Below are 14,099 nucleotides of genomic sequence, written 5' to 3'. Positions count from 1 at the left end.
TATTTTAGAAGTATATCTATTAGACTTACACAAAGTTAGTAAATACCTTTGTCAAAACATTATTACACTACATGATATTTAATATTACCTTAAAATTTGTTTGTAGAATTAGGCTTTAATAGAAAAATATCAACCTCAGTACAACACAATAGGAATTATGGAGACGCAAAAATTTAATTATGACAATAATATTGTCAGAGCATTCCTCTATGCTACAATCGCATTCGGTTTGGTGGGTTTTTTACTCGGGCTTACTGCTGCGCTGATGCTTTTTTATCCTGAGCTTCCGGAATTTTTATTCGGAACCGATGATACAACGATTAAAAGTTTAGTATCTGGAAATATTCAGGGACTTATTAATACTCAGGGAGCTTTAGGTTTCGGGAGAATCAGAATGCTGCATACGAGTGCTGTAATTTTCGCTTTCGTCTGTAATTCCTTTTTCTGCGGTGCATATTACAGTATGCAGAGACTTCTTAAAACAAGAATGTACAGCGACACTTTATCATGGATTCATTTCTGGACATGGCAGATCATGATTGTTTCTGTGGTTATTACTTTCCTTATGGGAATCAACACCTCAAAAGAATATGCAGAACACGAATGGCCGATTGATATTTTAATTACCATTTCATGGGTTATTTTCGGGATCAATATGTTCGGAACCATTGCCAAAAGAAGGGTGCGACACCTTTATGTAGCCATCTGGTTTTACATGGGAACGTGGCTTGCCGTAGCGATGCTTCACATCTTCAATAATCTTGAAGTTCCGTTGTCTTTCACCACATGGAAATCTTATTCCATCTACGCAGGAGCTAAAGATGCTTTGGTTCAGTGGTGGTACGGTCATAATGCGGTAGCGTTCGTACTCACAACTCCGGTTCTTGGTTTAATGTATTATTTCTTACCGAAAGCGGCAGACCGACCTGTATTTTCATACAAATTATCAATTATCCACTTCTGGTCTCTGATCTTCGTTTACCTTTGGGCAGGACCACACCATTTACAATACACGGCGCTTCCGGCTTGGGCGCAGGCGGTGGGAACAGGTTTCTCCATCATGCTGATCGCTCCGTCTTGGGGAGGAATGCTGAACGGATTGCTGACTTTGAGAGGAGCATGGGATAAAGTAAGGGAAAATCCTATCTTAAAATTCTTCGTTGTTGCAGTAACATGCTATGGTATGGCAACCTTTGAAGGTCCGCTTTTAGCAACAAAATCTTTAAATAAAATTGGTCACTATACAGACTGGGTTATCGGACACGTACACATCGGAGCATTAGGATGGAATGGTTTCATGGCTTTCGGTATCGTTTATTATCTGATTCCGGTGATGTGGAGAACACAGCTTTGGTCCAGAAAATTAGCCAACTTGCATTTCTGGCTGGGAACTTTAGGAATTATTTTCTACGCCGTTCCGATGTATATTTCAGGATTTACTCAGGGATTAATGTGGAAACAGTTCAATCCGGACGGAACTTTAGTTTGGAAAAACTGGCTGGATACCGTAACTGCAATTATTCCTTACTATAAAATGAGATTCTTAGGAGGTCTGTTCTATATTTCAGGAGCCATTTTAATGGTGGTGAATGTTATCAAAACCGTCAGAGCAGGATCTTTCCAGAAAAACGTTCCGGCAGAAGCTCCGGCACTGGCAAATATCGGATCAGCGAGAAAAGAAGGCGAAGGAATCCACTTATGGATTGAAAGAACCCCGAGAGTTATGGCAATATTGGCTTTCATTACAGTAGCCATCGGAGGTTTGGTAGAAATTATCCCGACATTAACCTTAAAACAGAGTGTTCCTACCATTACCGCAGTAAAACCTTACTCACCATTGGAACTGGAAGGAAGAGATTTATACATCCGCGAAGGCTGTAACGCCTGTCACTCTCAGATGATCCGCCCTTTCCGTGATGAGATTGTAAGATTTGAAGGCAAAAACGGACAGTATTCCAAAGCAGGAGAATTTGTTTACGACAGACCATTCCTTTGGGGATCTAAAAGAACAGGACCGGATCTGCAGAGAGAAGGTGGAAGAAACCCGGATTCATGGCACTTCAAACACATGTATAATCCAAGAATTACCTCAGCGGGTTCTATCATGCCACGTTTCCCATGGCTGATCAGCAATACACTGGACAGAACAAAGACGATAGACAAGATGAAATTAATGAAAAATTACTTTGACGTTCCTTATTCAAAAGCTGAGATAGATTCCGCAAACCAGTGGGCAGACAATCAGGCAGGTGCTATCGTAAAAAGAATTTATTCTGAAGCGAAAGACGTGAAAGATCAGGTGGAAAAAGACCGTGCTGCAAAAGGAGCTTCATTCGTTCCGCTGGAAAAAAGAGAAATTGTAGCCATGATTGCTTATCTGCAAAGATTGGGAACAGACATCAAGACCACTCAGATTCAAACTGCAAGTGCAGAATAATTTAAATTAAATTGACATGAAAACAAGAACCCCGATTTCAATCTACATTCTCGTAACAGTAGGTTTAACGATTATGGCGTTCGAAATGTTCGCGCACGATTCAGGATATTTTTCTTCACCTTTTTTCTGGGGATTAATGCTTATTGCCATTATTCTTCTTCTCATCATGAATTCCATCGGAGATTTAATTGAAGGTGAAAATTTTAAGAAATTATCTGACGAAGAAAAAGCAGCCTATATTAAAGATAAAAATACGCCTTACTTTCAGAAACTCTGGAATTCGGCATTCAAAAAGCAGTCTGCAACAGAGGAAAAAGATATTCTTATCGATCACGGATTCGACGGAATTACAGAGCTGGACAATTCTCTTCCAAAATGGTGGATCGGTTTATTCTACTTCGGGTGTATTTTCTGTGCGGTATATCTAATTGCTTTTACCTTTACAGATTATGCGCATCCTGATGCAGAACTGAATGCAGAAACCAAAACAATGCTTGCTTCTATTGCCGAGTTTGAAAAAACCGCACCGCAGGTAACACTGGAAACTGCAAAATACAGCGCAGACAACATCGCGGAAGGTCAGGAATTATTTAAAACAAACTGCGTAACCTGCCACGGAGAAAACGGAAAAGGCGGAATTGGTCCTAACCTTACAGACACACACTGGATTAATGTACAACAGAAAAGCCTGTTTAAAAACGTAATCTGGATGCTGGAAAACGGTTCACCTAATAATCCTACGATGAGACCTCTGATTAAAGAAGGAACCATTACCGGAAGAGATGCCGAAAAAATTGCAGCCTATATTTATCATATCAATCAGGAAACCCCTCCTATTACTCCGGCTCAGGGCGGTGCTGCCCCACAAGGCGAACAGGTAAAATGGGAGAACGGAAACGAATAAAAAATAATTATCTCAACACTTAAACCATGCCAAGCCCCCTATCCATACACTAACTAAACATTTTGAATTTTCATTTTTGCTAAACCTTTTCAACAGAAAAATGATTAAGAAGGGGGGCTTTTTAAACAATTCAAACCCGAGCCTTGACTGCCATTTTCAACTATTCACTTGACAATAAACTAAACTAAATTCCATAATTGGCAGTCGAGGCAGGGTTTTTGTATTAAGAAAAAGTGTACCACAACATATTAACAGTACGGTAAGTATTGTTATATTTGTTATAAACCCGATCACTTTTGAAACTGAAAATCAATAAAAGAAAACTCTTAAAGCGTTTTGCAATTACCATTATATCCATACTGGTATTTTTTTCGTTATTAGTACTTAGTTTAAGACTTCCTGTTGTTCAGAACTTTATCAAAGACAAACTGGTTGTTTATCTGGAGAAAAAGATCAAAACAAAAGTTAGTCTCGAAAGAGTCTACGTCGGCTTCCCCAACAGTCTTGTGATGGAAAACCTTTATCTGAAAGGTCAGGATATCGACACTCTTTTGGCGGTAAAAAAACTGGATGTAGGTTTAAATATGCTTAAACTCATCAACTCCACCGCAGATATTACGTCTGTAGATCTGGAAGGAGCAAGAGCCAACGTGGTGAGAAAACCCGACGGAAAATTTAACTTCGATTATATTCTGGATGCTTTTGCAACAAGCGATAAGGAAGAAAGTGCGTCCAAACCGTTCATTATTTCTTTAGATAAAATCAATCTGAAAGACATCGGTGTTACCTTCAACGATCAGCAATCCAGAAATGATATTCAGCTTTACTTTAAATCTTTTGATACAAGGGTAAAAACATTTGATCTTCAAAAGAATTCTTACGCCGTAAACGACATCAATTTAGACGGCTTAAAACTGAAACTGAAGCAGGATCTTGTAGAAGAAGTTTCCAAAAAAGTAGAGAAAAAAGTCGATTCTCTTAATAACAAAAAGCCCATGCAGATTGGCTTAAGAGGAATTAAACTCACCAATTTCAACATCGATTACGGAGATGACAATACCAAAACTTTCGCTAAAGTTTTATTTAAAGAATTAAGCACGAAAGTGAATAAACTCGATCTGGAAAACAATGCCTACAATGTGGATAATGTTTTTCTTTCAGGAGCCGATATTAACGCCAATTTATATCTTCCTGCGAAAAATGCCAATCCGAAAACGGAGCCGGAAGTTTCAAAACCTTCGGAAAAAGAAAAAGCACTCAGTCTTCTTTTAGGAAAATTTGTTTTAAATGACGTAAAAGTTGCTTACAACAATACAGCGATTGCTCCTACCAAACAGGGAATGGATTTCAATCATCTGAATTTTTCCAAACTCAATCTTGAAGTCAGAAGCTTTAAAATGCAGGACAATACTTTTGCAGGAAACGTAAATTCCGCAGAAATTCAGGAAGCAAGAGGACTGGATATTCAGAAATTCAATACAGATTTTGTGTATAATGACAAACAGGCTTATTTAAAAGATCTTTATCTGCAGACACCGAAAACTATTCTTCGCGATGAGGTCGTACTAAATTACAATTCAATCGAACAGTTAAGCTCAAATTTAGGAGCCGTACAGATTTCAGCCAACATCAAAGATTCAAAGATCGGATTTTCGGATATTCTGAATATTGTTCCGACCTTAAGAAATACCACGCCTTTCAATAAATATCCCAATGCGGTTTTAAATGTTAATGCCAATGTAAAAGGAAGCGTCAATGATTTATTGATTAATAATCTGAAAATTTCAGGTCTCGATCAGCTACGGGTTGCTGCATCCGGAAGAGTGAAAAATGCAATGAATCCGGATCAGTTGTATTATGATCTGAAAATTGCAGAATTATCTTCATCCGCAAAAACCATTTACAATCTGGTTCCCCAAAATACAATTCCGAAAAATATTTCACTGCCTTCCAATTTCAGCATCAAAGGAATTGCAAAAGGAACTACGAAAGTGGTTACAACAGACCTTAACCTCTACTCTACGCTTGGAAATGCTTCCGTTAAGGCAAATGTGGATATGCGCAGAAAAAACAGGGAACTGTATGATGTAAAAGCCAATCTTCAGGGACTTCAGTTGGGGAAAATCATCCAGAATAAAGAAATCGGAGCCATTTCTGCACAAATTTACGCGAAAGGAGAAAGTTTCGATTTTAAAAATGCCAATGCAGATCTTAAAGGTCATGTTGCTTCGGCTGTTTACAAAGGATACCGTTATCAGAACATGAATCTTACCGGAAAAATCCGCCGCGGTGTGTATAACGTTGTTTTAAATTCAAAAGATCCGAATGCGAACATGATGTTAACCGCTTCCGGAGTGTACAACGAAAAAAATCCGACGGTAAAAGTAAACGGAGAAGTAATAAAATTAGACCTTAATAAACTGGGATTCTATAAAGATCCGATGATTCTTGCCGGAAAAATAGACGGAGATTTTTCTAATCTCGATCCCGACAATCTGAACGGTTATCTGAATTTAAAAGACTTTGCTTTTTCGGATACCAAAGAAGTGTACCCGATTCAGGAAGTGAATTTAAAAGCATCTTCAACTGCGGATTCCACCAAAATTATGTTCAATTCCCAGATTGTAGATGCCGAATTAAAAGGAAAATATAAACTGACGCAGATTTTCGGAGCTTTATCGAATACAATTAACCAATATTATCAGTTCCAAAAACCCGGAAAAGCACAGAAAATTCAGGCAGGACAGTTTTTCACCTTCAATGCAAAAATTAAAAATGATGATCTGATCAGAAAATTTGTTCCGGAACTGAAAAGTTTTGAAACGATTAATGTAAATGGAAATTACGACGCAGATTCTCAGAAAATTGAGATCGACGGACAGATTCCGCAGGTTCTTTACGGTGAAAATTCTATTGAAGATGCCACCATAAAAGTAACGAACGAAAATAATGCTTTGCAATATAATCTTTATGTTGCAGGGCTGAAAAGTTCCAGCTTTGCACTGAATAAAGTAGGAGTTACAGGAGATGTTGCCAATAATATCATTAATTATAACATCACCACGAAAGACCAGAAAGAGGTTACCCAGTTTCTGATTGCCGGAAATGCAAAATCACTGAACGACATCACGGAAATTTCTTTAAATCCGAATGGTTTAAAATTAAATTATTCTGACTGGACGGTTTCTGAAGGAAATAAAATACAGATCGGCAAAAACGGAATTCTGGCAGATAATTTCAGACTTTCCAACGCAGGAAGCGAAATTGCCTTACAATCTGAAAGCCAGACTCCGAATGCTCCGCTGAATGTTTCTCTGAAGGATTTTAAGATTGAAACCATTACCGAATTAATTAAAAAAGATACGGTTTTGGCAAGAGGAACGATCAACGGAACGGCTCAGCTTAAAAATATTACGAAAAACATGACCTTCACTTCGGATCTTAATGTATCTGATCTGATTGTCTATGGAAATCCTGTCGGAAATCTTGCCGTAAAAGTCAATAATAATGCTCCGAATCTACTGAATGCGGATATTGTGCTTTCCGGAAATAACAACGATGTGAAAATTCTGGGAGATTACAATACTTCTTCCAGCACATTCGATATGAATATGGCGATCAATCAGCTTCAGATGAAATCTGTACAGGGATTCTCGATGAATGCGATAAACAATACGGAAGGTTATCTTTCAGGAAACCTGAAGATTACAGGAACAGCATCCAAACCGAATATTTTAGGTAAAGTAAAATTCAATGATGTAGGTTTGGAAATAGCAAAAACAGGAAGTGATTTCAGAAAACTGAATGACGAAATCAGCTTTACCAACCGCGGAATTGAGTTTGATAATTTTAAAATTAAAGATAAAGACGGAAACGCGCTTAGAGTGGACGGACAGGTTCTTACACAGACATACAGAGATTTTGCCTTTAATCTTGATGTAGATGCACAGAATTTCAAAGTAGTGAATTCTGAAAAATCCAACGATGCCATTATGTACGGCGTTCTCTCTATTGATGCAGGATTACACATCCGCGGAAATTTAGATTTGCCGAAGGTGGACGGAAGACTGGCTGTTGCAGACAACACCGACTTTACTTTTGTGCTTCCGCAATCTTCTCCTACGCTTCAGGAAAGAGACGGAATTGTAGAATTTATCGATCAGGATCAGGTTGTTTTAAACAAAACTGTGAAGGCAGATTCTTTAAATTCCCAGAGCAAAATTAAAGGAATGGACGTAAGTGTGAACATCGAAATCAGTAAGAAAGCAAAAATGTCTTTACTGATTGATAAAGCCAACGGAGATTTTGTAAAACTTCAGGGGGAAGCGGAATTAACGGGCGGAATCGATCCGTCCGGAAAAACTACCCTTGTCGGAGTTTATGAAGTGGAATCCGGAAGTTATGAAATGACGGTAAGTGTTCTGAAACGTAAATTTGATATTCAGAAAGGAAGTACGATTACATGGACAGGAGAACCGACAACGGCAAATCTGGATATCACCGCCATATATAAAACCGAAGCCGCCCCAATTGATCTTGTGGAACAGCAGATCAGCGGAGAACATGCTTCCACACTCAATCAGTTTAAGCAGAGAATTCCTTTCAGCACGTTACTGAAAATGAAAGGCGAACTGCTGAAACCTGTAATTACTTTTGATATTACGACAGACGAAAAAAATAACGCGGTTTCTTCCACGGTTACAGATATTGTGGATCAGAAACTTGCCCAGTTGAGAACTCAGGAATCTGAAATGAACAAACAGGTTTTCGCACTGCTTCTTCTCAACAGATTTATCGGGGAAAATCCTTTTGAATCCGGAGCGGGACTTTCGGGAGAAATGTTGGCAAGACAGAGTGTGAGTAAAATTCTTTCCCAACAGTTAAATAATCTTGCCTCGGATCTTATTAAAGGAGTGGATCTTAATTTTGACCTTGAATCTTCTGAAGATTATTCTACAGGATCTAAAAATACGAGAACAGACCTGAATGTAGGGTTAAGTAAAAAATTACTGAACGACCGTCTGAAAGTTTCTGTGGGAAGTAATTTTGCACTGGAAGGAGAAGCGCGGCAAAATGAAAACATGACGAATATCGCAGGAGACGTAACGGTGGATTACAGCCTTTCCAGAGATGGAAGATACATGCTTCGCGCATACCGTAAGAACGAATATCAGGTTGCGCTTCAGGGGCAGATCGTGGAAACAGGCGTAGGATTTATCATCACTTTGGATTATGACAAGTTCCGCGATATTTTCCAGAAATCTAAAAACAGAAAGCAGAAGGAATCCAGAAAAAACCAACAAAACCAAGTTGTAGAATTTAAGTAAATGAAAAAAAGTTATCAGACCTATTTTAAATTTTTAATCACCTGCGGAATGGCTTCTGCAACCCTTTCCTGCAGCAATACAAGATTTCTGAAGGAAGGACAGATGCTTTACACGGGTGCGGAAGTGAAGATTGAAAACGACACTTTGCCGAAAAAGGAAAAGAAAGATCTTCAGAGCGCGCTTCAGGATAAGCTGACTCCTAAACCGAACTCTTCATTTTTAGGATTAAGACCTAAACTGTATTTTTATAATATTGCCAAAGAGCCGAAAAAAGAAAAAGGTTTTAATTACTGGCTGAAATATAAAGTGGGAGAAAAACCTGTTTTGCTGGGTGATGTAGACCGCGAATTCAATAAAGACATCATTGTTAATTATTCTGAAAACAAAGGATATTTCAATGCAAGAGCTACCTATGATACGGTTGCCAAAAATAAAAAAGCCAAAGTAATTTACACTTTAAAACCGGGAGCAAGATATCTGATCAGCAATGTAAAATTCCAGAAAGATTCTTCACTGGTGAATCAGGAAATCCAGAATCTTAAAGACAATACGCTTTTGAAGCAGGGAAATCCTTTCGATCTGGATGTAATAAAATCTGAAAGAGAGAGAATAGATAACCGACTGAAAGAAAGAGGGTTTTATTATTTCCATCCTGACAATCTTATTGTTCAGGCAGACAGTACGGTAAGCAAAAACCACAAGGTGGAACTGAATGTGAAGCTGAAGGATAATACTCCGGATCTGTCTACGCAACAATTCAGCATTGATAAAGTAATCGTTTTTCCGAATTATAGTATTCAGGATGTGAAACAGGGAAAATATTCGATCCCGATGAACACAGATTCGCTTCAGAAATATGAACACGGCGATATCTACGTTATTGATCCTCAGAATAAATTTAAACCGAAAATTTTCGACAGAGCATTATATTTTAAAAAAGGAGATCTGTACAATAGAACCAATCATAATCTTACGCTGAATAGGCTCATCAGTCTTGGTGTTTTCAAATTTGTGAAAAATGAATTCATTGTTTCTGATTCTTTACAGCATAAATTTGACACGTATTATCTTCTGACTCCGAGAGAACTGCAGTCGCTTCGTCTGGAAGCTTTGGGAAGAACCAATTCTGCAAACTACGCCGGAAGTGAAGTGAATCTTAACTGGACTCACCGTAATTTTTTCCGCGGCGGCGAACAGTTTAAAGCTTCTGTTTACGGTGCTTTTGATTTCCAGATCGGAGGTCCTGAAAATGCGAAAAATATTTTCAGAACGGGAGCGAATGCGCAGCTTTCGATTCCGAGGATTGTTGCGCCTTTCAGATTTAATTCTTCAAGCGCATTTGTTCCGAGAACCAATATTTCGGTAGGCTATGAATTCCAGAACAGAACAGAAGATTATTCCCTCAATACTTTTACGGGGTCTTTCGGGTACAATTGGAAAGAAAACGCACGAAAAGAACATGATCTGAAGATTTTTGACATCACCTATGTTTCTCCGGCAAATATTACAGATGCTTATCGAGAGGTTTCTCAAAATAACGATGCTTTAGAAAGAGTGGTAAAACCTCAGTTGATATTCGGACCGATTTATTCCTATACGTATACCAACACGATGCTCCAAAAGCCAAATACTTTTTATTATAAAGGAACTTTGGATCTTGCAGGAAATTTAACCGGTTTGATTACCGGAGCGAATGTTGAAAAAGATAAAGAAAGAAAAATTTTCGGTGTTCCGTTCAGTCAGTTTGCCAAAATTGAGAATGATTTCAGGTTCTATCATAAATTCAATGAAAAAACGTCTTTGGCGACAAGAGCTATTGCGGGAGTTGCCTATCCTTACGGAAATTCGGAATATATTCCTTTTTCCAGACAGTTTTTCTCGGGAGGAAGCAACAGTGTGAGAGCCTTCCGCGCAAGAACTTTAGGACCTGGAAGTTTTGATCCGAGAACCATTAAACCGGGATATTATTTTGATCAGTCGGGAGATGTAAAACTTGAACTGAATGCGGAATACAGAGCCAATCTCTATAAATTTTTAAATGTTGCCTTGTTTGCCGATGCCGGAAATGTATGGCTGATTAATGAAGATTCCCAAAGACCGGGAGCTAAATTTTCTAAAGAATTTTTAAGCGAAATGGCTGTAGGCGCAGGTTTTGGTCTGAGACTTGATTTCTCTATCCTGATCCTGAGACTGGATCTAGCCATGCCATTGCGCGTTCCTTATTATGAAAAGGGCGAAAGATGGACATTTGATAAAATTAATTTCGGAGATTCGAGCTGGAGAAAAGATAATCTTATCCTGAATATCGCCATCGGATATCCTTTCTAAACCAAACCATCAATGATCGAACAATTAAAATTTTTCTGGGAAACATTAAAAGAATCATTCAGACAATGGAATAATTCTTCGGCTTCAAGTGATGCCGCAAGTCTTGCCTATTACGCTATTTTTTCAATTCCCGGGCTTTTAATTATCATCATCTGGATTGCAGGGTATTTCTTTGGAGAGGAAGCTATTCGCGGAGAAATTACCAATCAGATCAGCGGAATCATGGGAAAAGATGTTGCAAAAAGCATTCAGGATATGATTGCGGGAGCTTTAATTGACAGAGAAAATATTTTTATGAAAGCTGTGGGGGTCGGTTCCTTGGTTTTCGGTTCCACTACTCTTTTCTTTCAGCTTCAGCACTCGCTTAATAATTTGTGGGATGTTCAGGCTACTCCGCAGAAAGCATTCGTTAAATTTTTAATGGACAGAGCCAACTCTTTGGGAATGATCCTGATTATCGGCTTTTTGCTGATGATCACGATGGTACTTTCTTCAATGATCAGTATTCTGAATAACTGGATTACGAATTATTTTGGGATGGAAACCTATCTGATTGTTCAATTGGTGAATTTTGTGATCGGTTTTGCCATTGTCATGTTGCTTTTTGCATTGATGTTTAAAATTCTTCCTGATGTAAGAATGCGTTGGAAACCGGTGTGGAACGGAGCTTTTCTTACCGCGATATTATTTACTCTGGGTAAATTTTTACTAAGTCTTTATTTCGGAACCGCGAAACCTACTTCCGCTTTCGGAGCTGCCGGAACCGTGATCCTGATCATGATGTGGATTAATTATTCCTGTATGCTGATTTTCTTTGGCGCGGAATACACGAAAGTTTACGCCTATAAAAAAGGATATACCATTTTACCATCGAAACACGCAAAATGGAGCGATGCGAAATTGTATGAAGACAGTTTAAAAGAGAAAATAAATGCTGAAAAAGCTTAAAATAAAAAACCTTCAGAGCGTTCTGAAGGTTTTATTTTTACATTCTTTTTACGGTTTTTATTCCGAGTAAACTCAATGATTTTTTTATGGTTTTTGCCGTAAGATCTGATAAATTCAATCGGAACTGTTTCAGATTTTCGTCTTCCTGACTGATAATCGGATTGCTCTGATAGAATGAATTGTAAGCTTTTACCAAATCATACACATAATTGGCTAAGAATGCCGGACTTAATAATTCTGCTGCTTTTTCTACCGTACCTTTGTAATTGGACAAAAGCATAATAAGTTCTTTTTCATATTCATTCAAAGCCAGATCTGAAGTCGTTTTAAATTCAAAATTAGCTTTAGATAATACCGATTGAATACGTGCATAAGTATATAAAACGAAAGGACCTGTATTTCCTGCAAATTCTACACTTTCATCCGGATTGAACAGCATTTTTTTCTTAGGATCAACTTTCAGCATGAAATATTTTAATGCAGCCTGCCCGATAATTTCGTAAGAGGCTTCTTTTTCTTCATCGGTAAGACCTTCCAGTTTTCCTAGTTCAGTGGTAATTGCTTTTGCTTCCTTATACATTTCCTGCATTAAATCATCTGCATCCACTACGGTTCCTTCACGGGATTTCATTTTTCCGTTCGGAAGTTCCACCATTCCGTAAGACAAATGATACAACTGGTCTGCCCAAGAATATCCTAATTTTCCTAAAATTTTAAACAAAACCTGGAAATGGTAATCCTGCTCGTTTCCAACAGTATAAATCAGTTTCTGAATATCATTCTGCTTAAAACGTTCTACCGCAGTTCCCAAATCCTGAGTCATATACACCGAAGTTCCGTCCGAACGAAGCAGTAATTTCTGATCCAGACCTTCATCGGTAAGATCACACCATACAGAGCCGTCTTCTTTCTGATACAGCACCCCTTTCTCCAGACCTTCCTGAATGAGGTCTTTTCCTAAAATATAGGTGTTGCTTTCATACTGAACCTGATCGAAATCCACTCCCAATCTGTTGTACGTTTCGTTGAATCCTTTGTAAACCCAAGAGTTCATCTCGTTCCAAAGGTTTCTTACTTTTTCGTCTCCGTTTTCCCAGTCCAGAAGCATCTGTTGCGCTTCTTTCATGATTTCAGTTACCGGTTTACAGATCTCTTTCAGATTGGATTTTTCAGCTTCGAGTTTACCTTCAGCTTCCAATACTTCTTTAAAAATACTCTGAAAAACTTTGGTCTGAGATTTAATAGTTTCCAGTTCTTTTTCGTCAGAAATATTTTCTTCCTTATTCTTTTTGGAAATGATTTCTTCCACCTTTTTAGGAACAGCAGAAATCAAAGAATTATTATTTAAAGCTTCTTTGAACTGTTTTTCGAACTCTTCATGCAATGCAGAAAGTTCAGAAATATCTACTGTCTGAAGCAATTCTTTTTTCTTAGCTTCAAGAGTATTTATTTTTTCATTTAATGCTTTAACTTCCTCTTTTTTAGGAGTGTCAAACTGATCAAATTTATTTACTCTGAAATCATTGAAGATCGTATTGGTCTGATTTTTCAATTCCTTATCAAACTCCACATAATATTTTCCGACGAAATGATCTCCTTTTGTACTGGTAGATTCCGGAGTTTCGTTGTTCCCGAATTTCTCCCAAGCCAGCATAGATTTACAGATATGAATTCCTCTGTCGTTGATGATCTGCGTTTTAATGACATCATATCCCGCTTCTTTCAAGATCTGAGCAACGGAAAAACCTAATAAGTTATTTCTTACGTGACCTAAGTGAAGCGGCTTATTGGTATTTGGAGAAGAATATTCTACCATAACCGTCGCATTTTTCTTTTCTATAGTGTCGAAACCATTATAAACAGATGTAAAATTGTCTACGAAAAACTGATTTCTTATTTTGATATTCAGGAAGCCTTTTACGACATTAAAACTTTCCAGTAAATCGGTCTGCTCTGTTAAAGCTTCTCCCAATTCTACGCCGATACTTTCCGGATTTTTCTTCAACTGCTTTACCAAAGGGAAAGTAACAATCGTAAAATCTCCTTCAAATTCTGTTTTATTTTCCTGAACTTCCAGAGTAATGTCTTTCAACTGAAACACATTTAAAATAACCTCCGAAAGTTTTTCTTCTATTATATTTTTAATATTCATTGT

The 14,099-nt window shown here is 37.9% G+C and carries 6 protein-coding genes; 5 read left to right on the top strand and 1 reads right to left on the bottom strand.

The annotated features are described in order from the left end of the window. Positions 1 to 157: 157 nt before the first annotated feature. The 5 genes from ccoN to H6W53_RS15950 all read left to right on the top strand — a co-directional run bounded on the left by ccoN (position 158) and on the right by H6W53_RS15950 (position 11,944). Positions 158 to 2,437, top strand: a complete 2,280-nt coding sequence (gene ccoN, locus H6W53_RS15970; RefSeq protein WP_185208247.1) for a cytochrome-c oxidase, cbb3-type subunit I — start codon at positions 158 to 160, stop codon at positions 2,435 to 2,437. 16 nt (positions 2,438 to 2,453) lie between these two features. Then, positions 2,454 to 3,341 (top strand): cbb3-type cytochrome c oxidase N-terminal domain-containing protein, encoded by an 888-nt coding sequence (locus tag H6W53_RS15965; protein ID WP_076390805.1) that lies wholly within the window; start codon positions 2,454 to 2,456, stop codon positions 3,339 to 3,341. Between the two features lie 296 nt (positions 3,342 to 3,637). Further along, positions 3,638 to 8,668, top strand: coding sequence for a translocation/assembly module TamB domain-containing protein (locus H6W53_RS15960; RefSeq protein WP_185208245.1), 5,031 nt, complete (start codon positions 3,638 to 3,640; stop codon positions 8,666 to 8,668). After that, positions 8,669 to 10,996: a BamA/TamA family outer membrane protein gene (locus H6W53_RS15955; protein ID WP_185208242.1), complete on the top strand. Its 2,328-nt coding sequence runs from the start codon at positions 8,669 to 8,671 to the stop codon at positions 10,994 to 10,996. A 12-nt stretch (positions 10,997 to 11,008) separates the two neighbouring features. After that, complete coding sequence (locus H6W53_RS15950) at positions 11,009 to 11,944, top strand: YihY/virulence factor BrkB family protein (RefSeq protein WP_185208239.1); 936 nt, start codon at positions 11,009 to 11,011, stop codon at positions 11,942 to 11,944. 37 nt (positions 11,945 to 11,981) lie between these two features. On the opposite strand, the gene argS is transcribed toward H6W53_RS15950, so the two are convergent. After that, positions 11,982 to 14,096 (bottom strand): arginine--tRNA ligase, encoded by a 2,115-nt coding sequence (argS, locus tag H6W53_RS21555; protein ID WP_228457814.1) that lies wholly within the window; start codon positions 14,094 to 14,096, stop codon positions 11,982 to 11,984. Between the last annotated feature and the right edge of the window lie 3 nt (positions 14,097 to 14,099).

This window comes from Chryseobacterium sp. C3 (assembly GCF_014218905.1).
GTDB lineage: Bacteria > Bacteroidota > Bacteroidia > Flavobacteriales > Weeksellaceae > Chryseobacterium > Chryseobacterium mucoviscidosis.
Note: the sequence above shows the minus strand (reverse complement) of the source record. Positions and strands in the feature narration are given on the sequence as shown.